Genomic DNA, 23965 nt, shown 5'->3' with positions numbered 1-23965 from the left:
GCATGCGCCCCCATTTTCTACTTTCCCTGACGGCAACCGCAGCCCTGCTGTTTTCTCTCGCTGGCTGCTCCGATGAACCCGCACCGGCCGCCGAGCCGCCTAAGCAGCCGCCCGGCGTCGTCAAGCCGGAAGAGACGCTGCAAAAAACCCTGAAGGTGGCCGCGGTGGCTGCCAGCCCGTTCAGCGAAATGCTGCGCGTGTCCGGACGCATCGATTTCGACGAGCAGCGCGTGGCGCGCATTGGCGCCAGCGTGACCGGCCGCGTGACGGATCTCTACGGCATCCTGGGCCAGGAGGTCAAGGCGGGCCAGGTGCTCGCCCGCCTGCATAGCAGCGAGCTGGGCGCGGCCCAGATGGCCTTCCTCAAGGCCGAGGCGCAGACCGAGCTGCAGGCCCGCAACGCCGAGCGCGCGCGCCAGCTGTTCGCCGCCGACGTGATCGGCCGCGGCGAGCTGCAACGCCGCGAGAGCGAGCTGGCCATTTCCTCGGCCGAGATGCGCGCCTATCGCGACCAGTTGCGCGTGCTTGGCATGTCGGCCGCCGCGGTGGCACAACTGGCCAAGAGCGGCAGCATCGATTCCTACTCGCCGGTGTTCTCCAGCATCAGCGGCACCGTGGTGGAGCGCAATGTCGCGCAAGGCCAGGTGGTGCAGCCGGCCGATGCGCTCTACACCGTGGCCGACCTGTCGCGCGTGTGGGTGGTGGCGGAAGTGCCCGAGCAGCAGGCCGCGCTGGTGGCCGAGGGCCAGAGCGTGGACATCGAGGTGCCGTCCCTTGGCAACGGCGCGGGCCAGAAGCAGATCACCGGCAAGCTCATCTACGTGGGCCGCACCGTGAATCCGCAAACGCGTACCGTGCTGGTCCGCACCGAGCTGGATAACCGCGAAGGGCGCCTGAAGCCGGCCATGCTGGCGAGCATGCTGATTGCCAGCGCTGCGTCCGAGCAACTGGTGATCCCGGAGTCCGCCATCGTGCGCGACGGCAACGACGAGCTGGTCTACGTGGAGCAGGCCGGCGGCCTGTACCGCCAGGTCAAGGTCAAGCTGGGCGCCGAGAGCGACGGCATGCGCGTGGTGCAAAGCGGGGTGAAGGCGGGCGAGCGCATCGTGGTGGATGGTGCCTTCCACCTCGACAACGAGCGCAAGCGCCTGGAACAGGGGTAATCGATCATGCTGAAATCCCTTGTGGAAGCCGCCATCAAACAGCGGCTGGTGGTTTGCGTGCTGGCGGTGGTGCTGTTCTTCTTTGGCCTGCGCGCGGCAACCAAACTGTCGGTGGATGCCTTCCCCGACGTCACCAACGTGCAGGTGCAGATCGCCACCGAAGCCACCGGCCGCTCGCCGGAGGAAGTGGAACGCTTTGTCACGGTGCCGGTGGAAATGGCCATGACCGGGCTGCCGGGCCTGGAAGAAATGCGCTCGCTCAACAAGGCGGGCCTGTCGCTGATCACGCTGGTGTTTACCGATGCGACGGATGTCTATTTTGCGCGGCAACTGGTGATGGAGCGCCTGATCGAGGTGGCCGGGCGCATGCCCGAGGGCGTGACGCCGGTGCTCGGCCCGGTCTCCACCGGCCTGGGCGAGGTCTACCAGTACACGCTGGACCGCGTCGACGACGGCAACCGCGCGCTCACGACCGAGGAACTCTCCGAGCGCCGCATCGCGCAGGACTGGGTGGTGCGCCCGCTGTTGCGCTCCATCCCGGGCGTAGCGGAAATCAACTCGCAGGGCGGCTTTGTCCGGCAATACCAGGTGCTGGTCAACCCGGACCGCATGCGGCATTACCAGGTCACGCTGCAGCAGGTCTACCAGTCGCTCGCGCGCAATAACGCCAACTCCGGCGGCGGCGTGCTGCCGCATTACGCCGAGCAGTACCTGATCCGCGGCGTGGGCCTGGCCCGTGGCGTGGACGATATCGGCAGCATCGTGCTCAAGGAGGTCGCGGGCACGCCGGTCTATGTGCGGGATGTGGCCAACGTGACCATCGGCCACGAGGTACGGCAGGGCGCGCTGGTCAAGAACGGCGAGACCGAGTCGGTCGGCGGCATCGTCATGATGATGCGCGGCGGCAACGCCAAGGAAGTGGTGAGCCGCGTCAAGGCCCGCGTGGCCGAGATCAACGAGCGCGGCATGCTGCCGGGCAAGCTGCAGATCGTGCCGTACTACGACCGCAGCGAGCTGGTGGACTCCGCGCTGTGGACGGTCACCAAGGTGCTGCTCGAAGGCGTGGTGCTGGTGGTGATCGTGCTGTTCCTGTTCCTGGGGGATGTGCGCTCGTCCGTCATCGTGCTGGCCACGCTGGTGCTGACACCGCTGATGACCTTCATGGTGATGAACCAGGTGGGCTTGTCGGCCAACCTGATGTCGCTCGGGGGGCTGGCCATCGCCATCGGCCTGATGGTGGATGGCTCGGTGGTGGTGGTGGAGAACGCGTTCGAGCGGCTCGGCCACCGCGACAAGAGCGGCATGAGCAAGACCGAGATCCTGGTCAAGGCGGTGCAGGAAGTGGCCACGCCCGTGATCGTCGGCGTGGGCATCATCATCCTGGTGTTCCTGCCGCTGATGACGCTGACCGGCATGGAAGGCAAGATGTTCGCGCCGCTGGCGTTCACCATCTCGATTGCGCTGGCGATCTCGCTGTTCCTGTCGCTGACGCTCTCGCCGGTGTTGTCGTCCTACCTGCTCAAGGGCGGCGCGGAGCACGATACCTGGCTGATCGCCTTCATGAAGCGCCACTACCTGCGCATGCTGCACTGGGCGCTGAACAATAGCCGCAAGACCGTGATTGGCGCGGTGGTGGCATTCATGGCCACCGTGGCCATCGTGCCGCTGCTGGGCACCTCCTTTATCCCCGAGATGAAAGAGGGCTCGATCGTGCCGGCGCTGGACCGCGTGCCTAACATCTCGCTGGAGGAATCGGTCAAGCTGGAGATGGAAGCCAACAAGCTGGTGCTGTCGGTGCCCGGCGTGAAGTCGGTGGTGTCCGGCGTAGGCCGCGGCGAAAGCCCGGCCGACCCGCAGGGCCAGAACGAATCGACGCCGATTGCTAGCCTGAAGGACCGCGACGAGTGGCCCGACGGCTGGACCCAGGACGATATCGCCAACGCCATCCGGGAGAAGCTCAAGGCCATTCCCGGCGTGCAGATCGTGATGGCGCAGCCGATTTCCGACCGCGTCGACGAGATGGTCAGCGGCGTGCGCTCGGACGTGGCGGTGAAGGTGTTCGGCGACGACCTCGACAAGCTGCGCGAGCTGGCCGGCGAGATCGCGCGGGTTGCCGGTGGCATCCAGGGCTCGCAGGACATCCGCATCGAGCGGATCTCCGGGCAGCAATACCTGTCGATCGAGATCGATCGACAGGCCATCGCGCGTTATGGGCTCAATGCCTCCGACATCCACGACATCATCGAGATCGCCATCGGCGGCAAGCGCGCCACGGACATCTTCGAAGGCGAGCGCCGCTTTGCCGCCGCAGTGCGCCTGCCCGAGGCGTTCCGCGACAACGTGCAGGCCATCCGCCAGTTGCTGGTGGCCACGCCCAACGGCGCCCAGGTGCCGCTGCAAAGCGTGGCCAAGATCGAGGTCACCGACGGCCCCGCGCAGATCAGCCGCGAAATGGCCAAGCGCCGCGTGGTGGTCATGATCAACGTGAAGGACCGCGACCTCGGCGGCTTCGTCGCCGAGCTGCAGCAGGCCGCACACGCCAAGGTCAAGCTGCCGGAAGGCTACTACCTGGAGTGGGGCGGCCAGTTCCAGAACATGGAACGCGCCATGGGCCACCTGAAGATCATCGTGCCGGTGACCATCGCCGCGATCTTCTTCCTGCTGTTCCTGCTGTTCAACTCCGTGCGCTTTGCCACGCTGATCATCACCGTGCTGCCGTTTGCCTCCATCGGCGGCATCATCGGCCTGTTCGTTACCGGCGAGTACCTGTCGGTGCCGGCCTCGGTGGGCTTTATCGCCCTGTGGGGCATGGCGGTGCTCAACGGCGTGGTGCTGGTGTCGTACATCCGCACGCTGCGTGACTCCGGCTTGTCGCTGGACCAGGCCGTGATCCAGGGCGCGACCCAGCGCTTCCGCCCGGTGATGATGACCGCCACCATCGCCATGCTGGGGCTGGTGCCTTTCCTGTTCTCCACCGGCCCGGGCTCCGAAGTGCAGCGCCCGCTGGCGGTGGTGGTGATCGGCGGGCTGATCACCTCGACCCTGCTGACACTGGTGATGGTGCCGACGTTGTATCGCTGGTTCGATAACCGGAAACCGGACCCGATGAAGGACGTGCCGGTGTAACGCGCAGAGACATCGCACAGTCAGGCAACGCCCCACGCGGTCCCGGTGGGGCGTTTTTATTTGGGGCAAGCCGCCGCGCTAACGCATGGCTTCATCCATTCGATATCATGTGCCCTGCAGCGGCACCAGCGCGCACGCTACCGCATGGCATCACACCCGGGTGGGGTGGACGGGGTGCCGATGCGGAGCGCGCCGAAGCCTTTTACCGGCCCCCCAAAAAAGAGGTTATTCAGACTTTCGCGTGGATAAGTGGCGGGAAGCAAAACGCTGGTTTGCTCCCCTCTCCCATGAAATGGGAGAGGGGCCGGGGGAGAGGGTGGGCGTTCGCTCAACGTGATGCGCCTCGCTCTTGCGCGGGCCCGCCCTCTCCCCCAACCCCTCTCCCGCCATGCGGGAGAGGGGAGCTACGGCAGCGCTGGATTTGGCCCAGCGATGCATCAACCCACACGAAAGTCGGATGAATCAAAAAGGAAAGAACCGCGTGGCAGGCCCAGCATCAGCACAGATGGCGGCAGAACCCGAAACCTGCGCGCAGGCAGACGGCGCGGCGCCGCCGCCGCCGCAAGTGCATGTCCGGCTTGATGGGCGGGCGCTTCCCGACGCCGGCGAACTCTGGCGCGCAGCGCTATCGCCGCTCTTTGACGTCGAGATTGGTGCCGCATCTGACGCTTTCTCGGCCGAGCTGAAGGGCGTCCATCTGGGCGACAGCCTGATCGCCCGTGTCGGGGGCTCCGTGGCGCATCGCTTCAAGCGGGGCAGCGTCGAGATCCGGCGCAGCAATATCGACCACATCCTGATCCAGCTTTACGTCACGGGCGGCGTTCAGGGCGAGTACGGCAACCGGCCGTTCCATGCGAGCGAGGGATCGATCAGCCTGCTCGACCTGGGGCGGACGTTGGATAGCCGGACGCCGGCGTTCTCGAACATCACCCTCACCGTGCCGCGCGACCGCCTTCCCGCCTCGCTGAGGAGTTGCAACCTGCACGGCACCGTGCTGGATGCCGGCCAGGGTTCCACACGCTTGCTGGCGTCTCACCTGTCGCAACTCATGCTGGCCGGCGCCAGCCTGACAGCGCAGGAGACGGCCGCATCGGTCACCGCGGCGCTGATCATGCTGGAGGGCAGCGGCGCCAAGCTGCGCGATAGCGAGCCCGAAGTGCAAACGGCGGCACGCCGCAGCATGCGCAAGCTGGTACGGCGCTATATCGAACAACATCTGGCCACGGAAGCGCTCTCGCCGGAGCAGGTTGCCAGCGTCTTCCGCCTGTCGCGAGCCAGCCTCTATCGGCTGTTCGAGAGCGACGGCGGTGTCAACGCCTACATCCAGGGCAGGCGGCTGGATCGCTGTTTCGATGAACTGGCCCGATCCAAGGGCAGCGGGCTCAGTATCGCCGAGCTGGCATATCGTTACGGCTATTCCAACGAGAGCACGTTCAGCCGCGCCTTTCGCCGGCGCTTCAGCCTGAGTCCGCGGGAGGTGCGCGCGCTCGCGGAGCGTCCCCGCAACAACTGGCCAGCGGCGTCGGCCAACGGCAGCGAAGCTGCCACCATCAACGAATGGCTGGAGAGCCTCCGGAGCGAATTCACTGCCATCGGTGCCGGCGCCTGACTGCAAGGCCTCCATCCTCGATGTCGATCGCTTGCCCGCCGCACTGCGTGTAGCACGCCAGGCAAGCACCGTCGCATTGGCAACGCCCCGGGCGGCCGGGGTCTTCAAGCGCGGCAGGAAGGCGTGACTCCGGCCGCGAAAGCCGGCTCAGCGCACCTTGGGCTTGCCATACCGGATCGGGACATCGACCGCCGCCCCCGGTGCAAGCAGTGTCTTGAGCTGTTCCCTGGCGCTGACCGCGTCCTGGAACGAAGCGAACGTCAACTGGCTGATGCGCATGTGGTCAAAGTACTGGACCCCGATTGCGGCGTGGCTTAGCTTGCCGATCGTCTGCTGGACTTCCTGGGTCGATACTTGCGAAACAACCACCTCGTTGCGGCTTTCGCCCACAACGCCCCGATCGTTGACGACCAGCGTCACCGCACTGCCCACGGCTCCCGCGTTCTTCGCCGTGGCCGAGGCCGGCAGCGTCTGGAGCGACTGGCTGCCAAGGCGAACGACCGTTGCGCCCGCAAGGCTCTTCAATTGCGCGGGCGACAGCTGTTGCCCAGCCACATAAGTCGACGCGCCTGCGTAGCACAGCGTGGTGGCCAGCGCTGCGACGCCGCACAGCAAGCCCTTGAAGGACAAATTCATTTTCATCATCATCATTCTCCTCGCCCCGTTATTTCGCGGCAATCACACGGTATTCAACAGCCAAGGGCTTGCTGAGCTTGACGCTGACGCCGTCGGCTTCTGGCTGGAAACTGCTGCACGTGCCGGGCGCTGCGGTGGCCGGCATCACGCTGACCGCATACACCTCCCAATTCCCGGCGGCGTTCTCGCCATGGAATGCATAGCTGCCTAGCCCGTAGCTTTTCACTTCCGGAACGCCCGTGCTGTAGTAGCTGTTGTATGGAACAGCGAGTGCGGAAATGGTCCCGGAGGGCGATTTGACAAAGACGCCAACGCTGCCGACGCAGATGGAGCCGCTCAGTCTCAGCTGCAGGGCATCCACCTTGTCATTGCCGCCGACCGTGAACTGCCCCAGTTTCTGGACCGAGCCGTACTTGAGCTGGGCGCTATCGGCGAACGCCTTGGTGAAGTCGCCAATGGCCAGGGTTGCCGGCTTGTAGGCACTGTACGCCTTCGCCAGCCTGACAGCGGCCGCGGCATCCGCCAGGCCGAAGCCGTACCAGTTCGAGTAGTAGTTGCCCGCGGCATTCTTTTGCCAGCCCAGGTCCAGCCGTGCCGTTTGGCTGCCATCGACGAGGCCGGCATCTTCGCTGGCGGTGAACGTCCCCTGCTTCAGGTCAAGCCGGAGATTCCGGTTGTCGCGCGAGCCATAGTCCGGATCGATTCTCCTGGCGGTTGCGCGCAGAATCTCGCGCACGTCTCGCCACGTCAGGTTTGGATTTGCCGCAAGCATCAGTGAAACCACCCCTGAAATGGTCGGGGTGGCGGCCGAGGTGCCATTCATGCTGGCATAGTCGCAGTTCGGGTTATCTTTCTTGTTGGTTGCGCTGCCGCCAATGCTGAATGCGTTGGTGAGTTCCAGGAAGTTGCGGCTATAGCCTCTCGCGCAAGAGCTCAGGTCGGTCGAGAAGATCATCGGACCGGAGCCGAGCTCGCCGTATTGTCCCGCTTCTCCGAATTCACCGCCAAGCCCGGTGATCCAGTTGACCGCCCCCGCGTTGGAGTAGCTTGACTTGATGCCCTTGGCGTTGGCCGCGCCGACCAGGATGACGCCTGGCTCCAGCGCCTCTGTGTCGTTCGCGGGATTCTCGCAACTGATGACGCCGCGTATCCCACCGACATCCGGGCAAAACCTGGGGTTGTCGCCGCCGGTGTTGTTGTACTCATTGCCTGAGGCCTTCACCATGACCAGGCCCTTGCCGCTTCTCAGGTTTGGAAAGGCCCTGATGACGGAGCTGCTCCCGGATTCGGTGTCGTACTCGTCCGGCACTACGGGATTGCCTCCGTATGATGCATTGATGATGTGGGCGTTCCTGGACCAGTCGGCACCGCCGTAGGCCTGCAAGATACTGGCATTCGCGGTGCCGATGAAACGCGCGCCGCCCAGGGTGGCGCGGGGCGCGATGCCAATCACGCCTTTCCCATTCTGCGCCGCGCTGATGATGCCGGCGACATGGGTGCCATGGGCCTCCGAAACGTTATTGGGGATATCGGCGGGCGTGGGGTTGTTGGTGCCGTCGTCAAAGTTGTAAGTCATCGACTTGTTCACATTGGCGGCCAGGTCCTCATTGCCGATATCGACGCCGTCATCGAGCACCAGGACATTGACGCCCTGGCCTTTGATGCCCGCGGCGTGCACGTCTTCCACGTTGAGATCGGTGACGCCATCCGCGATCCCGGAGAAAGACTTGAAGTAGCTGGTGGCCTGCTTGAGCGCCCATTGGTAGATGTAGAGCGGCTCCGTGGCCCCGGTCTGGCAGGCGAACTTCGCATCCACGCCGGTTTCGGCGCAGGTGGACGCCGGGGGCACCGGCGTGGGCGTGGGCGCGGCGGGCGTCTGAGCGTTCGCGGCCGCGTTCTCTGGATTGTCACCTCCGCATGCCGAGAGCGCGGCGGCGGCCAGAAGTGTCAGCGATATGAATGTCGTCCTACTTTTCAACATGAGATTTCCCGCCTTCAATATTGTGTTTTCAGTACGCTATGGCTCGTGCCGGGCGCATCCCGCAGGAACTGCATGGTGCCGGCAAGCCGCGGCGCGCTGCGCCGCGCACAAGCTGCGCTGCCGGGCTGCTATCGAGAGCCTTTGGGGTGGCCTGGTCGTGCGCGGCCAGGTGGCGGCAAGCGAGTCGTGCTTGCCATCGAAGGTCGCGTGCCACTCAGGCCCGGGCCGCGCTCTTGCTAGATGGGTGGCGCGTACCACGAACCGGCGCCAATTTTTGCAGAGTTATCATTTCGTCACTTGACGCTGTGTCTCACAAAAACCGACGTTCTGTCTCACATGAGGGGGCAGGGCCGTGTTCAACGGGGCGGTTGCCTGTGGCGGCCATGATTCAGGATGGTGAGCGCGTCCATCGTCGTGCCAAGCGTGATTGCTAAGCAGATAGGCCCAGCCGGCGTAGCAGGAAATGGATCAGGACGCGCACACGCTGCGGCATGTGGCGATTTGATGGGTACATACTTCTGCGTCCAATGCACAATAGAAAGTACCCCCAGCAATTGAAACAGCCGCTGTGCGCGCATCAGTGATCCCTTGGCATCCCGGATGCAGTCGATGGCGCATTAGGGAGTGCGACTGCCTTGGCCTGCGCTTCGAAAATCATGGAACGCCACCACCCCATAGGCGACGATGGCCTCGGTGGTGACCTGCCTCCGGACTATCGGCATCAGGATGGTAGCCACGGCAAAGTCGAGCCCATCGAAAGCGAGAAGCACGCCGAGGCCGGCGACGATGCGCACAAGAGGCCTGTTGCGCATCCGATGGGAGAGATAAGGAAACGCTTCGGGTCTGCAAGAAGGTAGCCGTGAAGCCGCCTCGACTTGCGGGGCCCCGTCACCTCGTACGTCCAGATATTCAGTCCATCGGCCTGTTGGCAGCATCGTTGATTTTCAACCAATCTGGCAGCTTGCAATCGGAGGGCTTCCCTAGCGCGATACTTGCGGGGGATCGCTCTTAAATACAGTGACTACGCTCATGGTATCTACCTATATTCCCTGTTTCTTCTTATGAAATAGAGTGTAGACACTCGATATGAGCAAAAGTGGCGGATGAACTCGTTTCAACCGTCTCGCACAGCAAGAGGGGATAAATGCATCAAATCAAGCTCTCGCCCCACATCGTGGAGCGCGCCCAACGTCAGCGTGGCGGACACCTGACACCAAGGCCGATTGATGTAACGCGCACCGCACACCTTGTCATCGATCTCCAGGTGGGATTTCTGGAAGTTGGTGCTCCCGTAGAAGTGCCTGTTGCGCGTGAAATCGTTCCGAACGTCAACCGGATATGTACTGCAGTGCGAGAGGGCGGCGGGGTCAATGTGTTCCTGCGATATACCTACGATCCGCATGAGCGAACCCCGTGGACGCGATGGTACGAAAGGTTCTGTGGCCCGGAAGTCGCCGCTCTATCCCGCGCAGCTTTCCGCCGTGGTGCGCGAGAGCATCAACTTTGGCCCGAACTTGATGTTCGAGAGGGTGATTGGATCGTCGAAAAAACACGCTTTAGTGCATTTACGCCCGGAACCTGTTCACTGCACGAACGGCTGATGGAGCGCGGCATCGAAACAGTGATCATTACCGGCACACTCACCAACTGCTGTTCCGAGTCCACGGCGCGCGATGCCCACCAGTTGAACTATGACGTCGTGTTCGTTGCAGACGCTAACGCGACGCTAAGCGACGAGGAACACAACGCCACGCTGAATAACCTGTATCCCACCTTCGTCGACCTGATGCTTGCGGACGAACTGACGGAGAAGCTTGGGACCCCACCTCATCGTTCGATGACAGCGAACGTCCTGCCGAGCATCGCCAAGTAGTCGTGTAGACACGCCACCCCAAATGAATCGAATACGCGCTCGACGCATACAGAGGTGCCATAAGAGGCACGACAGCGCGGCGTGTGAGGAAGGTTCGCGCGGCGGAATGACCGCCTTTTCGCCCCGCGCTCATGCGCTTTATTGGCGGATTGCAAGCTTGCCAGCACAGGCCTGACAGGTCGGCCCACAAGGCCCCAGCTACCTGCCCATGTGCTGGACTGTACGACCAACCAAATCAATCGGGCCTGAAGCCAGGCGAAAGAGCGAAATGTCCAATACCTCTGAAATTACACCTGGCAGCGGGGTAGTTCCGCATGCATCAGGAGCCGATGCCGCTTCCGGCGAGCATGACGACTATGCCCGTTCGAGAGTGCCTGATCACGCTAAGCGTGGAGCAGGCTCGATTCTCACCGTACTGGTTGGCTTCGTCACAGCCTTCTTCTTTGTACTCGTCGGGGGGCTGTTCCTGGCCAAGAGCGGCGCCGCCGCGACGTGGTCCGGCCTCGTCATTTCGTTCGTGATTTTGGTCGTCCTCACGCTCATCGTCTGCCGGACCGCATCGCAAGAAGGCTTGACCGCCGAACTGCTGACCCGGGGAACTGGCTTTGGCGCAGTGGGTTCGATTCTCCCTTCCGCTATCTATGCAAGCACCTTTGTCATCTATGCCGGGACTGAGGGGCAGATCCTGGCTCACTCCATTAACCAGATCTTTCATATCCCCGAGCAGATCTGGTACGTGGTGGTCTCCCTGATCTTTCTGCCGATGGCCTGGAATGGCATTAACACCATGACGAAGATTCTTGCATGGACCGTGCCGGTCTACGTCATTCTCCTTGGGGCCGCGATTGTGGCTGCGTGGAACAAGAATCCCGGAATGCCGTCCGGCATGTTCACGGCCATGCCCGCGGGCGCGGTTGGGGGTGTCGCCGGCACCATCGCGATTGTTGCGGCGCTGGCGGGGACGGTGGGTATCAATCCATTCGAGGCCGCGGACTACAATCGCTTCATCCGGGCCGAAGAGTTCAAGCGTAAGGCGCTCATCAGCGTTGTTCTGCCGTATGCGCTGCTTTTCTTTGGGGCCATCCCCCTGGGTATGTATTTCACGCTTGTGACCGGGAGCGTGGACCCATCGATCTACTTCATCGGATTGATTGGATTGCTTCCCGGTGTTGCGCTGGCATGGGTGTCGCAAATCCGCGTGAACCTGACGAATCTCCATGTGAGTTCCGTAGCGTTTGCGTCCGGGGCCGAAGCCGTCGGGGCACGCAAGCTCCACCGCCGATTCTGGCTCCTGATGGTAACTGCTGCGTCGATCGCCCTGATGTGGTTCAACGTGCTGGGTAACCTTACCGTCTATCTGGAATGGACTGGCATCTTTTTGCTCTCTTGGGTCGCCTGTGTCGTATCGGACATTGTCGTAGTCCGCGGTGCATTGAAAATCGTGACTGGCCCGATTGAATATCGTACCGGCCACATCCGCGCATGCAATCCGGTCGGTGTCATTGCGCTGTTGTCGGGCACGATTGTCGCCTCATGGCTCTGGTTCTTCGCAAAGGACCCAATCCTTGCAGGCCTGTCGGCGTACATCGGCTTTGCTGTTGCCTTCACGGTCCATGTTGCTCTGGCGGTTGCAACTAAAGGTCGAACTTACTTTGCCGATGCGTCTGATGAGCGCCTCGCTGTTAACAAGCGATGTGTGGCCATGTAAAGAGAGTGTGGATCGATCATGGATCAACTTGGCCCTGCGTGATTGGCGATGCGGATCCATCCGCGCTCGATTCGCTTACATACTCATCATCTTGCGAAGCAGAAACAGGAGGGCGATGCGCTCGCCCTGGTTGAGATCGCCGTAAGTGTTCTCAGTCACGTCTTTGGCGAAGGGAATCGTCTTCTCGATGAAGCGAACAGCCCCCCATTTCCTGGACGGTGCATAGCATGACGAACTGAGCAGCCGCCAGGTCCTCACTGCATCGTCTTCAGATCCCCGATGCGGATCAGCATCTCGGTGAACATCTGCATGTCCAGGTCCAGGTCGGTGACTTCCTTGTACTCCTTGGCGTTGTGCGCGGTGTACTTCTTGCCGGGCATGGCGGGGCCGAAGTTGATGGCATTCGGCATCAGCTTGGCGGTGGTGCTGCCGGCGGTGGGCACGGGCTTGGCTTCCAGCCCCGTGGTGTCGCCGAAGATGTTGAGCAGCGTGGACAGCCACGCGCCTTTAGGGTCGCGTGCCATCCAGTCGCCCTGGTCGTGGCTGATGGTCACCGTTGCGTGGTTGGCGCCAGCCCAGGCGTTGATCTTGTCGGCCACGGCCTTGGACAGGGCTTGCGGCGTGTTGCCGCGCGGCATGCGCACGTTGGTGGTGACTTCCAGCTGGCCATTTTTTTCCTGGACGAGGTTGGGCGACAGGGTGAGCGGGCCCATGAAGTCGTCTTTGTAGGCCACGCCCATCTTTTCGCCGAGGTAGCCCGTGCCGTACAGGTCGTCGAGGTACTTCGCTGCGCGGGCGTAGTGGTTGTCGGCCAGCGCGATGCCGGATTCCCGCAGGAACAGCGTCAGGCGCGGCAGGGGATTCACGCCTTCCTCGGGCCGGGAGCCGTGGGCGGAACTGCCGGTGACCTTGACCTCCAGGCTGTCGGCGCGCTGGGTGATATCGATGGCGAACTTGCCCTGCGGCGCGTACTTCTCGATAAAGGCGGCGCGTGCTGCTTCAAGCCGGGCGCGGGTCGCGTTCAGGTCGCCGCCCTTGAGTTGCGCGCTCGCGGTTTGCGGCACGGCGTTGGCGGCGGCCGCGCCGCTCATGCCGACGATGGCGGTAGCGTTGCCGTCGGTGGCCTGCACGGGGAAGAACACCTTCAGGCTGCCCGAGCCTTTCTCGGCCACCACGGCCGGGTATTTGCTGTCGAGCACGATGTTGTACTCGGGCAGCTTCGTGTGCTGCCGGTAATATTTCATGCCGTCGCCGCCCGTTTCCTCGGTGGTCTCGATCATCAGCCGGATGGTGCGGTTGAGCTTCAGCCCGCTTTCCTTCACGGTCTTCATTGCATACAGCACGGTGGCAATCGAGCCCTTGTCGTCGATGGTGCCGCGGCCGTACAGATAATCACCCACGCGCGTGACCTTGAACGGATCGAGTTTGGTGCCGTCGTCCAGCACCCATTCGTCCGCCACGGCAGGGACGACGTCGGCGTGGGTAAGCAAGCCGAATTCTTCCTTGCCCGTGCCCGGCAGCGTGACTTCGAACACGCGGTTGTCGACATTGCGGAAGGTGAGGCCGAAGTCCTTGGCCATGCCTTCCACCAGGTTGCCGAAGGCGATGATGGCGGGGTTCTCATGCTGCGGGATCTTGTCGTCGCGCACGGTGCGCAAGGCCACCATGCGCTCGATGGCGCCGATCACCGCCTGGTGGTTGTGAATCCGGTTATAGAGGCCCAGCAGGCGCCCGATATTGGTCAGGTCGTCGCCGTGCAGCGGGGCGTGCTTTTGATAGGCGGTGACACTGCCTGCCAGCGAGGGATCGGCCTTGGCTGCCGCACTCAGGAATGCGTTGAAATCGGCTGGCGGGCTGGCCTGCGCGGCGGCGGCTAGTGCGTCGAGGCCGGGTTTCTTCAGCGTGTCCGCGAGCGCGGGCTGCCCCACGGCCAGCGTGAGCAGGGCAAGCGATGCGAGCAAGGTCGAGCGTTTCATGGGCAGGGCTCCCAAAAAACGAAGGATGTTCGCATGAGTTGGCCAACTGGTGCAAATCCCGCCGGGCGGCCGGCAGCCGCGGCGCGCTATTTCCTGCCGACCATGTACTTCACGCCCTGTGGCCCGTAGCGCTCCGAGTGCGCTTCGTTGGCGCGCAAGTGGAATTCATCCCCGGCCCGGAAGGCTTGTTCCTCGCCTTCGGTGGCCAGGTAAAGCATGCCTTCGAGAATCAGCGCCCTGGCTTCGAAGGGATGCGCATGGACGTCAAGAGATCCGTTAGCCTCACGGGTGACGGTGACGACTTCCTGGAACCCCTCGCGAGCGAGGAGACCGGCAAAGGCTTCAGGATCCATGGCTGCTCCCTGTCCGTGCGCTTGGTTCGGTCTTTGAATATAGGCGTAATCCGTAGGCCCGGCGCATGGCCCTGGCGGCTACATGGCCTGGGGCACGAAATCGGACCGGTGTTGCCGCGCGTCCCTTGGGTCAGGGTGGTGATGCCGTTGGGCAGGATATCCGCCGCTTGGCAGTCCACCAGATGCATTGCCGGCCAACAGCGCATTCAGGCTCTCCGGCAATCTGCCCGGACCGCATGCCGCCGCGGGAGGGTGGTCGAAGTCGCTCGGCGCCAGGCTGGCGCCGAGCAGCTTGCCGAACGCGTTGAGCTGCACGTCGGAGGTCAGCCCCGCGCTGCCTGCGAGTGCAGGGCAGACGATCCATGTGGTGCCATCCCTCTTGTAGATGTGCAGGATTCTTACCTGGTCTGCCGGCTGCAATTGCCGCTCTTCACATGCGACCTGCTCGAGCCCAAATGCGCGTACGAAGTCGTCGGCCTGGCGATAGCCGATGCAGACGACCACCTTGGGCCGCCAGTGCGCGCAGAGCGTGCGCAGGAAGCGGAATCGCCCGCCATGCCGGCACAGGTCCAGGTAGCGATCCTTGGGCACGAGTTCGGACTGGCCGCGGAACACTTTGGACCAGGGTGTCAGGCCATCGAGCATGACGGGCAGCGGAAACAGGTTCAGCTTGAATTGCGCGCCGTCGGGTGCGTAGAGCTCGTCCCGGTAGTACGCCTTCCAGTCATTGTCATCCAGCCGGATACCGAGCGCTTGCGCGCGCGCTGCGGCCATGATGCGGGCAATGCGCTGGTGGTTCAGCCATTTGCCCATGTCTTCCCGATGCTTCGCGCGAAACTCCGCATCCCATGCCGGTGGCTCCGTGCGCGGCCGCAATGGCCCCGCCAGGCGCTCGTACCAGGGATGCGGGCTTCTGTCGCAGATCCAGAGACTGGCCCTGGGGTTTCCGCCTTCCATCCCTACGTACGAGGCAAAGTAGTTGTCTAGTTCCTGACGCGTGAATACCCCTGTGTGCTGCACTTTTGCCCCCCTACCTTTTGGTGGGACCCCGTTTTCACCGATTCCACAACGTGCCGCCCGGCGCTTGCAGCGCCGCGCGTGCCGCGTGGTTGTTTGATGTGTCCGGCGGGTCGGCTGCACGATGCGGAGGTTCCCCCCTCCCGCGCCGGCTGCGGCCTCGCTCGTTGTATTTGTCTTGCACGGTGCTGGAAACTGAAATAGCCAGTTCATGCCTGTCGGTCTGAACCGTTCATATTCTGAGTTACTTCCCGCAGTAAATCGATATGAAATAAATAAAATGCTAAATATTCAATTGTTGCGACGCACTATATCCGAGATTATTTGTGATACGCATTGCAATATTTTAATGTCTGACATAAAAACGATGGAATGCCAGGAGTTACGCCGCATCTATTATTTTCATCCCCTCTGATGGGGGGATTGGTTTTGTGAAAACGCCCCTGGATTGACGCGTCCTGGCCCTTCAAATGGAGAGAGGAAGGGGAAAAAGGGGTGTAGGCCGGGGAGATCGCCTACACCCTCAAGGAATGGCAACAACAGGGTCAATCGAGTTGCCGTTGGTAAGTGTGCTGCAGTACAGCAATTTCAGTACCCTGCTGAAAGGGGGTGGATACCAGCCAGCAGAGTAGGGAGCTGGCGCCGGTTGCGATCGAATGCCTGAAGTTCTTTTTTCACCAGGGTTGTCAGTTTTTCAGGGCACGCTTCGCGCTGCGCATTAGCGGTTGCGTTCGATCACCACTTCGAGATATTCGCTGGGCAAAACCAGCGTGCCATCGCCCGAGCGGTTGCGACTCACCATCAGCGCCATCACTTCCTCGGTGAAGGCCGCCTGCTTCCCGGCGTCCAGCGCGCCGAACGCCTTGTGCATCGGGCCATAGCAGGTGCGGAACACTTCGATCCAGTGCGCCGGCGAGCGGTAGCGGAAGGTGAACTCGCGGGTGGCCGTGTGGATCGCCCGGGCGGTCTCGCCGAACATGGTTTTGCGCAACGATCCCCGTTCGGCCTGGCTTGATGCCTCGCTGCAGTTCGCAACGGCCGAGGCGGGGCAATGGCGGGCCGGTACCGAGATCGTCCTTGCCAGGTTGTCCGAACTGCTCTTTGTGGAGGCGGTGCGCCGTTGCATCGATGCGCTGCCGGCGGAGTTCGGCATGCCGCCGGCAGGCTGGCGCCGCCGCGGCGCCAAGGGCGTGGCGACTGCGCCGCTGATGGCCGACCCGGCGGGTCCGGGCGATCACGCGCCGCCCGCGCGCGCCGGCTGAGCCGGGTACGTGCTGCTGCGCGAACGGCCGGACCTCGGTAGAATCGCTCACGGCGTCGCACGCAAGGATGCGCAGCCTTGCCCCATGCCGGTGCAGTATCCGGAGCGCCACGTGGCGCAACTGGCATGTCCGCACGGACCCAAGGAAAACAACAACATGAGCGACGAGAGTCTGACCCCCTCACCCGGGACCGAGAGCAAGCCTGTTCTCGACTACCCCTGCGGAGAAGCGCCGGCGCCTGGCAGCGCGATTGAAATCGTACCGGGCGTGCTGTGGATCCGCATGCCGATGCCATTCGCGCTGAGCCATATCAACCTGTGGGCGGTGCGCGACGGCGCAGGCTGGGCGGGGGTTGACGCCGGTTTGCAAACCAGCGAAACCGCCGCCGCCTGGAGCGAGCTTTTCGCGCAGGGTGGGGCGCTGGCGGACGGGCTCACCCGGCTCTTCGTCACGCACATGCATCCCGACCATATCGGCATGGCCGGCTGGCTGACCCGCAAGTTTGCCTGCCGCCTGTGGATGACCCGGCTGGAGTACCTGAACTGCCGCGTGCTCGCGGCGGACACCGGGCGCGAGGCACCGGAAGACGGCGTGCGCTTTTATCGCCGCGCAGGCTGGGGCGACAATGCCATCGAGGCCTACCGCGTGCGCTTTGGCGGCTTCGGCAAGTACGTCCATGCCTTGCCCGACAGCTACCGGCGCTTGCGCGACGGCGAGAACCTGACGATTGGCGAGCACCAGTGGCGGGTCGTGGTTGGCAACGGCCACTCGCCCGAACACGCCTGCCTCTATAGCGAGGCGTTGAAGATCCTGATCAGCGGCGACCAGATCCTGCCGCGCATCTCTTCCAACGTATCGGTCTTCCCGACCGAGCCCGATGCCGATCCGATGGGCGACTGGCTGGCCTCGCTTGCCAAGCTGCGCCGGGAAGTCCCGGACGACGTACTGGTGCTGCCGGCACACAACGAGCCCTTCCGTGGCTTGCACGCGCGTATCGACTATCTGGAGCGCAGCCAGCACCACGCGCTGGACCGGCTGCGCGCCGCGCTGGCCGAGCCCAGGCGGGCGGTGGATGTCTTCGGCGAGCTATTCTCCCGCCCCATCGGCGCCGAGCCCGGGCTGCTCGGCATGGCAACCGGCGAGAGCATTGCCCACCTGAACTATCTCGTGCATCGGAAAGAGGCCGTGATGGAGGTGGGCCCGGACGGCATCGCACGCTATCGCAAGGCCTGAGCGCCGGGAGGATAGGGCGGGGGCGGGCAGGGCGGGCGGGGCGATCAGATCCAGACGTCGTTGACCGCCGTCCGCTCGCCCCCTTCGCCGCCGGTATTCAGCACGCCCCGGGGCTCGATCAACAGCAGCTTCACCTCCGTCTCGGCAAAAGGTTTGTGCTCCACGCCCTTGGGCACCACGAACATCTCGCCGGCCGATAGCTGCACGTGCCCGTCGCGAAAATCGATGCGCAGCGCGCCCTCCAGCACGATGAACGCCTCATCGGTCTCGGCATGGTGGTGCCAGAGAAAATCGCCTTCGATCTTGACCAGCTTGAACTGGTAGTCGTTCATCTCGGCGATGACTTTCGGCGTCCAGCGCTCATGGATCAGGCCGAGCTTCTGCGCGAAGTTCAGGCTCTTGTATTCACCGGGCTCTTTGTGTGGGGCGCTTGCCAGATCGTGTTGCATAGCGTGTATCTCCTTGCCTTGTCATGAACGCACACGTTAGCAAGGCCGGCGCGCGAAATCTTGTACGATCGTGCAAGCTCTCAGCCGGCGCCATCAGCGCAGTCTTTGCTGCATCTTCACCCAGCGTGCCGGCGACATGCCATAGGCCTTGCCGAAGTGACGCGTCATGTGGCTCTGATCGATGAAGCCCGCGGCCAGCGCGGCATCGGCCAGCGACTGGCCCCGCATCAGCAGCGAGCGGACCAGGTCAAGCCGGCGCATGGTCAGGTAGCGGTAAGGGCTGGTGCCGAACAGCAAGCGGAAGTCGCGCGACAGGCTCCAGCGATCGCGCCCGCTGCACGCTTCCAGCTCACTCAAGGTGACCGTGCGGTGTAGCGCGCCGTGCATAAATCCCCGCGCGATCTCTGCGGCCCGGTAGTCATAGCCCTGGTGCCTGGCGCGAGCGCCGGCCGCGGCGCTCAGGGCATGCGCGAGATCGAACAGCGCATCGTCCTCCTCCAGCGGATCGAGCGGGCTCTCCATGCTTTGCAGCAAGACGCCGGTCGCTTCGCACAGCCGCGCATCCGAGGACAGGCCGTTCTTGATAAAGGGCAGCGGCTTGCCGCCCAGCACCTGCTGGATCAACGCTGGCTCGATATACAACATCCGGTACTGGAAGCCAGCCTCGGTGCCGGCCTCGCCGTCATGGACTTCATCGGGATGCAGCACGATGGTCCCGCCAGGCACGCTGTTGCACTCTGCACCACGATATTGAAAGCGCTGCACGCCCGACAGCGTCCGTCCGATGGCATAGGTATCGTGGCGATGCGGATCGTAGCCATGCCCGGAAAAGAACGCCTCGATGCGTTCCATGCGGCCTGCTTGCGGCGCGCGCAGAACCCAGTCCTTTGGGGTGTGGGTGTCTTTCAACGGCATGATGTTCCATCCCTGGCCGCGGTTTCTCGCCGATGTCAGGGCGGGACAAGCTGCCCGGTCAGTACGAGCGCTGCAGTAGCCCTGGCGACCGCTTAGTTGCCGGCAGCGGCCTGCATGTCGACCTTGTACGCCTCAAGCTCCACCGTGTCCCGGTTTGAGAGGCCGCCTCCGGAGTTGTACTGCTCCTCGATGATTTTCACGGCCCGCTTGACCGACGGAACATACCAGTACGCCCGGTAAATGCGGCCTGTAGCCGGATCCGGGGTAGTGGGCTTTTGGCTCTGCATCGTGACACTGGAACCATTCTGATCCACCTTGGCAACCGCGGCGGCGGCCGACGGCGTGGGCTGGAACTCCAGGTACCAGGTCCCGTCGGTTTCGATCTTCAAGGCGTGGAATTTGCCGGCAGGCACAGTGATATCGTCCCAGCCAATCACCTTGTATTGCATCTGGGTGTGGCGCTGCTTGATCGTGGGATTTGGATGTTCCTCGTCGTAGGAGACGGTCCATGTCTTGCCGATCTTCATGGGGAACGAGAGCGGCTTGTTGACGACCTGCATATGGCCGTTGATGCTTCTCGCCTGGCTCCAGTCGAGACCCAGCAGGATTTCCTTGGGGGGGAGGCTGGAATCGACTGGCTTGGTCGATATCAGGATGCTATCCCCGCCGGAGCGGACCAGGGCGCTGACGAAGCTGCGTTCGCGCGTTTCACCATTCTGGAACTGGTTCTTCAGGTGCATGGTCCAGCTATCGCCTTCCTTGAACGCCGGTTGCTCGACGCTCTGGGCCGACGCCTGGGTTGCCGTGAGCGCGGCGCAGGGCGCCAGTAGCAGAGCGCCCCCGAGGGTCATCAGTGCCTTGCGGATTCTTATAGTTTTCCCGCCATGTGTCTGCATGTTGTTTTTCCCGAATCTTGTTGTGTCCAGTTCCTGGGCATTCACGCTTCGCCCCCCCTGTACTTCGCCTGCGCCAAGCGATTGCGATCATAGCGCATGCGAACTCGATGTTGCACCTGGCACGGCGGTCGGGGCACGCACGGGTGTTGCGCCGGAGCAGGCAGGGAAATCGCGCTTGTTTTGCTATCCCTGAAATGGCGGGCTTCGTCCTTGCAATCCGTTGCCTGCCCCCAGATCCGAGCTCTCACCAGACCGGCACCTTCGGCAGGTGCCAGTCATGTTGCACGGCAAGCAGCCGCAGCGCAAAGCAGCTGGCGCCGCCGGCCAGCGCCGCGACGCTCGGCGGCAGGCGCAGGGCCCGGGCACTGACCAGTACCGCGGATCCCAGCCAGGCCGCCGTGGCGTAGATGTCGGCGCTCAGCACGGTCGGCACCTGCGCCAGCAGCATGTCGCGCACCACGCCGCCGCCCACGCCGGTGAGCGTGCCCATCAGCGTCGCCACAAGCGGGCGTACGCCGTAGTTCGTCGCCTTTTGCACGCCCGCTACGGCAAACAGCGCCAGGCCCGCCGCATCCAGCGCGATGATCAGCGGGCCGGTAAACCCCTGCGCCGCCGAGTGGAATACGAACGCCGCGGTGCCGGCAAGACAGGCAAGGGCGGGATAGCGCCAGTCCCGGATCGCATTGGGCGGGGCCGCGCCGATCAGCAGGTCACGGATGATGCCGCCGCCGACCGCGGTGACCAGCGAGACCACCAGCACGCCGAGAAAGTCCAGCCCATGCCGCATGGCGACGATGGCGCCCTCCACGGCAAACACGGTGGTGCCGGCAAGATCGGCTGCCAGCACGACGACTTCGGCTCTTGTTCTCATTGGGCTGATGAATTGGGCTCGGGGCGGGGCAACTGTAGGAGGATACTGGCCTCCGGGCAGTGGCGCCATAGACACCTGCGGTGGTACGCGCCGCGCGTGCTGCGACGGCGCGTTGCTGTTCATGGCTCGGCCAGCGTCGATCGCGGCCAATCGCCTGCCACGCCAGCGCGCAAGCGCAAGCTGGCGAAGGCACACGAGTTGGCCATGCGAGTTGGCCATGCGAGTTGACCATGCGAGTTGACCATGCGAGTTGACCATGCGAGTTGACCATGCCATGCGGCTGGCTCAGGTCCCCAGGTTCAGGCCAAAGTTCACCTTGAACAGGATCAGGATGCCGAAGATGGCGAACAGCGCCGCGGCGACGAAGCGCATCTTGGACAGCGGGATGATGCGGGTCAGGCGTTCACCCAGCAGGACCGCGGGCACGTTGGCCGCCATCATGCCGAGCGTGGTGCCGACCACGACCATGCTCAGGTTGGCATACTGCGCGCCTAGCGCAATGGTGGCGAACTGCGTCTTGTCGCCCATCTCGGCGAGGAAGAAGGCGACGACGGTGGTGGCGAAGGCGCCGGCGCGCTTGCCGTTGTTCCCTTCGTCGTCCAGCTTGTCGGGGATCAGCGCCCAGGCGGCAAAGGCCAGGAAGGCGATGCCCAGCACCCAGCGTGTCACATCCGGGCTGACGTGCGATGCAGCCCAGTCGCCCAAGGCGGCGGCAAAGAGGTGGTTGAAGATCGTTGCGACGAAAATGCCCGCAATGATGCTCCATTGCTTGCCGGGAAACCGGGAGGCCAGGAGAAAGGAAAGGAGCTGAGTCTTGTCGCCCATTTCAGCCAGGGCGACCATACCGAACGAAGCAATGAGTGCTTCCATGTGACATCCAAAGGGGGCCGGCAACAAACGAACCAATGACTTCGCTGCCCAGTGCCAGCCCCAGCTGGTGGACAGAAAAGTCAAAGGTCTCGCTGAGCCAATCAGGCTGCCGGCGCCATGGTTTTTTGTACCAAGTATGTTGACGCAGGCTCCTCCAGGGGGACTGGAGGCTAGCTACTCCCCTAAGACGGCGCAGATGATACCACAGGCTTGCGCTGGCGAGGATCCGGTGCCCCGGCGCTCAAAACGCCTTACTCATGAACACGCGCCTTGTGCCATTTGACGCACACCTTTGCCGCGAACAATACTAGAGCGCTTTGGGGGCGCCCAGGCTCCATCCATGCCAGACCATACCGACTTACGATGACCCAGCCCGATATCCATGACCACGCCTCCCTGATCAGTGCCTTCCGGCGCGGTCACCGGCCCGCCTACCTGTTTTTCTGGGGCCACAGCGCCAGGCCGGGAGCCGCGGTGGGCAAGGAGTGCCTGTCGCAGTGGTGGCCCGCGCGGTTCAGCGTGGATGGCCAGGTGTTCGCCAGCGCCGAGCATTTCATGATGGCTGGCAAGGCGCGCCTGTTCGGCGACGAGCCTGCCCTGGCGCGTATCCTGGCGGCGCCTTCGCCCGCCGCGGCCAAGCGGCTTGGCCGCGAGGTGCGCGGCTTTGACGAAGGGCGCTGGAATGCCGCGTGCCAGGCGCTGGTGACGCAGGGCAATATTGAAAAATTCCGCCAGAATCCGGACCTCGCTGGCTACCTGCTCGGCACCGGGCGGCGCGTGCTGGTGGAGGCCAGCCCGGTGGACCGCATATGGGGCATTGGCCTGGCCGCTGACGATCCGCGCGCGGCCAATCCCGATCAGTGGCGCGGGCCCAACCTGCTCGGATTTGCGCTGATGGCTGCGCGCGAGGCGCTCAGGGAAGGCGCGGCGCATTAGAGCGGGAGGAAGGGGCGGAGTCATCCGCCCCTTCCTCTGATCCTGATCAGTCCTCCGCGATGAAACCGGTAGCCTCCACAATCGGCTTCCAGGCGGCGCGCTCCAGCTGGATGCGATGCCGCGCCTCCTGGCCAGGCTTGGCTGCCACTTCCAGCCCAAGGGCCTCCAGCTTGCCGGCGGTCGCGGCGTTGCCGGAGGCGACGATGAACATCTTCTCGACCTTGGCAACGACATCCGGCCGGGTGCCGGCCGGCAGGAACGCGCCGTACCAGCTGGTGGCGTAGTCATACTGGCTGAAGCCTTGCTCCTTCAAGGTCGGCACATCCGGTAGCGCCTTGGCGCGCCGCGTGCCGCTCACGCCCAGGAACTGCAGCTTGCCGCCCTTGTACAGCGGCATCATGCTGGCCACGGCATCCCAGCCGATCGACACCGTGCCGCTGATCACGTCGACCAGCATCGGGGACGCGCCGCGGTAAGCGGCCGGCGTGATGGCGATGCCGGCAGCCTTGCCCAGCGCTACCGTGCCCAGGTGGCCCGCGCTGCCGATGGTCGCCAGGCCCAGGCTGGCGCTATTGGGATTGCGCCTGGCCCACTCCACGTACTCCTTCATGTTCTTGTACGGCTGCTGCACGCCCGCCGCGATCACGGTTGGCACGTCGGTCAGCACGGCTGCGGGCACCAGGTCCTTGTCCGCGTCGTAACCCAGCTTTTTGTAGGTCAGCGGGAAGATGGTGAACAGCGGCGACGGCCCGATGAAGATGGTCTTGCCATCCGGCTTGGCGCGCTTCACGTAGTCGAGCGCCAGGCGGGCCGATGCGCCGGGTTTGTTCTCCACGATGACGGTGCCATGCCCATCCTGGCGCAGTTGCTCGGCATAGATCCGGGCGAGGCTGTCGGCCGCGCCGCCGGGGGCGTAGCCGACGATGATGTGCATCGCGGCATCCGGGTTGTCCGCCGCGCTGGCTGGCCGGGGCAGGGCGAGGACAGCAACGGCGCAGGCCGACAGCGCCAGGGTGTGGATCACGAGGTTGCGGCGTAAAGCTTGGGTCATGGCGGATGCGGTGGCGAAGTCTATCGGTGATGAAAGGGGA

General features: G+C 63.7%; 20 protein-coding genes, 2 pseudogenes and 1 riboswitch. Of the genes and pseudogenes, 8 read left to right on the top strand and 14 right to left on the bottom strand.

Features of this window, described 5'->3' with window-relative positions:
* Positions 1-2 precede the first annotated feature (2 nt).
* From AC1RQK_RS31820 to AC1RQK_RS31810, 3 genes are all read left to right on the top strand, one after another.
* The gene (locus tag AC1RQK_RS31820) at positions 3-1163 is read left to right on the top strand and encodes an efflux RND transporter periplasmic adaptor subunit (protein ID WP_492813363.1); all 1161 of its coding nucleotides are present in this window, start codon (positions 3-5) and stop codon (positions 1161-1163) included.
* Between the two features lie 6 nt (positions 1164-1169).
* Positions 1170-4289 carry an efflux RND transporter permease subunit gene (locus tag AC1RQK_RS31815; RefSeq protein ID WP_492813361.1) on the top strand — a complete coding sequence of 1040 codons (3120 nt, stop codon included), beginning with the start codon at positions 1170-1172 and terminating at the stop codon, positions 4287-4289.
* Positions 4290-4794: 505 nt separating this feature from the next.
* A complete protein-coding gene (locus AC1RQK_RS31810) occupies positions 4795-5898 on the top strand; it encodes a helix-turn-helix domain-containing protein (RefSeq protein ID WP_492813359.1) in 1104 nt (367 codons plus the stop codon).
* Positions 5899-6045: 147 nt separating this feature from the next.
* Here AC1RQK_RS31810 and AC1RQK_RS31805 read toward each other — a convergent pair whose 3' ends face one another.
* From AC1RQK_RS31805 to AC1RQK_RS31795, 3 genes and pseudogenes are all read right to left on the bottom strand, one after another.
* Positions 6046-6549, bottom strand: a complete 504-nt coding sequence (locus tag AC1RQK_RS31805) for a hypothetical protein (protein WP_492813357.1) — start codon at positions 6547-6549, stop codon at positions 6046-6048.
* A gap of 13 nt (positions 6550-6562) precedes the next feature.
* On the bottom strand, positions 6563-8515 hold the full coding sequence (locus AC1RQK_RS31800) for a S8 family peptidase (protein WP_492813355.1): 1953 nt from the start codon (positions 8513-8515) through the stop codon (positions 6563-6565).
* Positions 8516-9350: 835 nt separating this feature from the next.
* Positions 9351-9518 (bottom strand): annotated as a pseudogene (locus tag AC1RQK_RS31795) (conjugal transfer nickase/helicase domain-containing protein); the annotation flags it as partial.
* 141 nt (positions 9519-9659) lie between these two features.
* Here AC1RQK_RS31795 and AC1RQK_RS31790 point away from each other — a divergent pair.
* Together AC1RQK_RS31790 and AC1RQK_RS31785 are read left to right on the top strand one after the other, a co-directional pair.
* On the top strand, positions 9660-10388 hold the full coding sequence (locus AC1RQK_RS31790; protein ID WP_492376584.1) for a cysteine hydrolase family protein: 729 nt from the start codon (positions 9660-9662) through the stop codon (positions 10386-10388).
* A gap of 268 nt (positions 10389-10656) precedes the next feature.
* Positions 10657-12096 (top strand): purine-cytosine permease family protein, encoded by a 1440-nt coding sequence (locus AC1RQK_RS31785; RefSeq protein WP_492813353.1) that lies wholly within the window; start codon positions 10657-10659, stop codon positions 12094-12096.
* Positions 12097-12171: 75 nt separating this feature from the next.
* Here AC1RQK_RS31785 and AC1RQK_RS31780 read toward each other — a convergent pair.
* From AC1RQK_RS31780 to AC1RQK_RS31760, 5 genes and pseudogenes are all read right to left on the bottom strand, one after another.
* Positions 12172-12285, bottom strand: a pseudogene (locus AC1RQK_RS31780) (MarR family transcriptional regulator); the annotation flags it as partial.
* Positions 12286-12350: 65 nt separating this feature from the next.
* Positions 12351-14072, bottom strand: a complete 1722-nt coding sequence (locus AC1RQK_RS31775) for a dipeptidase (RefSeq protein WP_492813351.1) — start codon at positions 14070-14072, stop codon at positions 12351-12353.
* 86 nt (positions 14073-14158) lie between these two features.
* The gene (locus AC1RQK_RS31770) at positions 14159-14425 is read right to left on the bottom strand and encodes a cupin domain-containing protein (protein WP_492813349.1); all 267 of its coding nucleotides are present in this window, start codon (positions 14423-14425) and stop codon (positions 14159-14161) included.
* A gap of 78 nt (positions 14426-14503) precedes the next feature.
* Positions 14504-15238 (bottom strand): XpsR family transcriptional regulator, encoded by a 735-nt coding sequence (locus AC1RQK_RS31765; RefSeq protein WP_492376580.1) that lies wholly within the window; start codon positions 15236-15238, stop codon positions 14504-14506.
* Between the two features lie 922 nt (positions 15239-16160).
* Positions 16161-16421, bottom strand: a complete 261-nt coding sequence (locus tag AC1RQK_RS31760; protein ID WP_492813347.1) for a hypothetical protein — start codon at positions 16419-16421, stop codon at positions 16161-16163.
* Between AC1RQK_RS31760 and AC1RQK_RS31755 the strand changes: the two genes are divergently transcribed.
* Together AC1RQK_RS31755 and AC1RQK_RS31750 are read left to right on the top strand one after the other, a co-directional pair.
* The gene (locus tag AC1RQK_RS31755) at positions 16420-16704 is read left to right on the top strand and encodes a cupin domain-containing protein (RefSeq protein ID WP_492813345.1); all 285 of its coding nucleotides are present in this window, start codon (positions 16420-16422) and stop codon (positions 16702-16704) included. The genes AC1RQK_RS31760 and AC1RQK_RS31755 overlap by 2 nt on opposite strands.
* 156 nt (positions 16705-16860) lie before the next feature.
* The gene (locus AC1RQK_RS31750) at positions 16861-17937 is read left to right on the top strand and encodes an MBL fold metallo-hydrolase (RefSeq protein ID WP_492813343.1); all 1077 of its coding nucleotides are present in this window, start codon (positions 16861-16863) and stop codon (positions 17935-17937) included.
* A 44-nt stretch (positions 17938-17981) separates the two neighbouring features.
* On the opposite strand, the gene AC1RQK_RS31745 is transcribed toward AC1RQK_RS31750, so the two are convergent.
* The 5 genes from AC1RQK_RS31745 to AC1RQK_RS31725 form a co-directional block, all read right to left on the bottom strand.
* Entirely contained in the window at positions 17982-18386 is a 405-nt protein-coding gene (locus AC1RQK_RS31745) for a cupin domain-containing protein (RefSeq protein ID WP_492813341.1), read from the bottom strand.
* A 93-nt stretch (positions 18387-18479) separates the two neighbouring features.
* On the bottom strand, positions 18480-19301 hold the full coding sequence (locus AC1RQK_RS31740; RefSeq protein ID WP_492813339.1) for an AraC family transcriptional regulator: 822 nt from the start codon (positions 19299-19301) through the stop codon (positions 18480-18482).
* A 92-nt stretch (positions 19302-19393) separates the two neighbouring features.
* Positions 19394-20242, bottom strand: a complete 849-nt coding sequence (locus AC1RQK_RS31735) for a hypothetical protein (protein ID WP_492813426.1) — start codon at positions 20240-20242, stop codon at positions 19394-19396.
* A gap of 199 nt (positions 20243-20441) precedes the next feature.
* Positions 20442-21068, bottom strand: coding sequence for a trimeric intracellular cation channel family protein (locus AC1RQK_RS31730; protein ID WP_492375793.1), 627 nt, complete (start codon positions 21066-21068; stop codon positions 20442-20444).
* A gap of 285 nt (positions 21069-21353) precedes the next feature.
* A complete protein-coding gene (locus tag AC1RQK_RS31725; RefSeq protein ID WP_174426415.1) occupies positions 21354-21938 on the bottom strand; it encodes a TMEM165/GDT1 family protein in 585 nt (194 codons plus the stop codon).
* Between the two features lie 9 nt (positions 21939-21947).
* Positions 21948-22135, bottom strand: a riboswitch (yybP-ykoY riboswitch).
* A 166-nt stretch (positions 22136-22301) separates the two neighbouring features.
* On the opposite strand from AC1RQK_RS31725, the gene ybiA reads away from it, so the two are divergent.
* Positions 22302-22874 (top strand): riboflavin biosynthesis intermediates N-glycosidase, encoded by a 573-nt coding sequence (gene ybiA, locus AC1RQK_RS31720; RefSeq protein WP_416050642.1) that lies wholly within the window; start codon positions 22302-22304, stop codon positions 22872-22874.
* A gap of 46 nt (positions 22875-22920) precedes the next feature.
* Here ybiA and AC1RQK_RS31715 read toward each other — a convergent pair whose 3' ends face one another.
* Positions 22921-23925, bottom strand: a complete 1005-nt coding sequence (locus AC1RQK_RS31715; protein WP_492813336.1) for a Bug family tripartite tricarboxylate transporter substrate binding protein — start codon at positions 23923-23925, stop codon at positions 22921-22923.
* Positions 23926-23965: the final 40 nt, after the last annotated feature.

The organism is Cupriavidus sp. GW822-FHT02D05 (assembly GCF_058802485.1).
This window is presented reverse-complemented; position numbering and strand designations above follow the sequence as displayed.

Bases quoted from the DNA above. Each gene is read 5' to 3' on its own strand.
- AC1RQK_RS31820 (WP_492813363.1), top strand. From the start codon at position 3: ATGCGCCCCCATTTTCTACTTTCCCTGACGGCAACCGCAGCCCTGCTG.
- AC1RQK_RS31815 (WP_492813361.1), top strand. From the start codon at position 1,170: ATGCTGAAATCCCTTGTGGAAGCCGCCATCAAACAGCGGCTGGTGGTT.
- AC1RQK_RS31810 (WP_492813359.1), top strand. From the start codon at position 4,795: ATGGCGGCAGAACCCGAAACCTGCGCGCAGGCAGACGGCGCGGCGCCG.
- AC1RQK_RS31805 (WP_492813357.1), bottom strand. From the start codon at position 6,549: ATGATGATGATGAAAATGAATTTGTCCTTCAAGGGCTTGCTGTGCGGC.
- AC1RQK_RS31800 (WP_492813355.1), bottom strand. From the start codon at position 8,515: ATGTTGAAAAGTAGGACGACATTCATATCGCTGACACTTCTGGCCGCC.
- AC1RQK_RS31790 (WP_492376584.1), top strand. From the start codon at position 9,660: ATGCATCAAATCAAGCTCTCGCCCCACATCGTGGAGCGCGCCCAACGT.
- AC1RQK_RS31785 (WP_492813353.1), top strand. From the start codon at position 10,657: ATGTCCAATACCTCTGAAATTACACCTGGCAGCGGGGTAGTTCCGCAT.
- AC1RQK_RS31775 (WP_492813351.1), bottom strand. From the start codon at position 14,072: ATGAAACGCTCGACCTTGCTCGCATCGCTTGCCCTGCTCACGCTGGCC.
- AC1RQK_RS31770 (WP_492813349.1), bottom strand. From the start codon at position 14,425: ATGGATCCTGAAGCCTTTGCCGGTCTCCTCGCTCGCGAGGGGTTCCAG.
- AC1RQK_RS31765 (WP_492376580.1), bottom strand. From the start codon at position 15,238: ATGGGCAAATGGCTGAACCACCAGCGCATTGCCCGCATCATGGCCGCA.
- AC1RQK_RS31755 (WP_492813345.1), top strand. From the start codon at position 16,420: ATGGTTTTGCGCAACGATCCCCGTTCGGCCTGGCTTGATGCCTCGCTG.
- AC1RQK_RS31760 (WP_492813347.1), bottom strand. From the start codon at position 16,421: ATGTTCGGCGAGACCGCCCGGGCGATCCACACGGCCACCCGCGAGTTC.
- AC1RQK_RS31750 (WP_492813343.1), top strand. From the start codon at position 16,861: ATGAGCGACGAGAGTCTGACCCCCTCACCCGGGACCGAGAGCAAGCCT.
- AC1RQK_RS31745 (WP_492813341.1), bottom strand. From the start codon at position 18,386: ATGCAACACGATCTGGCAAGCGCCCCACACAAAGAGCCCGGTGAATAC.
- AC1RQK_RS31740 (WP_492813339.1), bottom strand. From the start codon at position 19,301: ATGCCGTTGAAAGACACCCACACCCCAAAGGACTGGGTTCTGCGCGCG.
- AC1RQK_RS31730 (WP_492375793.1), bottom strand. From the start codon at position 21,068: ATGAGAACAAGAGCCGAAGTCGTCGTGCTGGCAGCCGATCTTGCCGGC.
- AC1RQK_RS31725 (WP_174426415.1), bottom strand. From the start codon at position 21,938: ATGGAAGCACTCATTGCTTCGTTCGGTATGGTCGCCCTGGCTGAAATG.
- ybiA (WP_416050642.1), top strand. From the start codon at position 22,302: ATGACCCAGCCCGATATCCATGACCACGCCTCCCTGATCAGTGCCTTC.
- AC1RQK_RS31715 (WP_492813336.1), bottom strand. From the start codon at position 23,925: ATGACCCAAGCTTTACGCCGCAACCTCGTGATCCACACCCTGGCGCTG.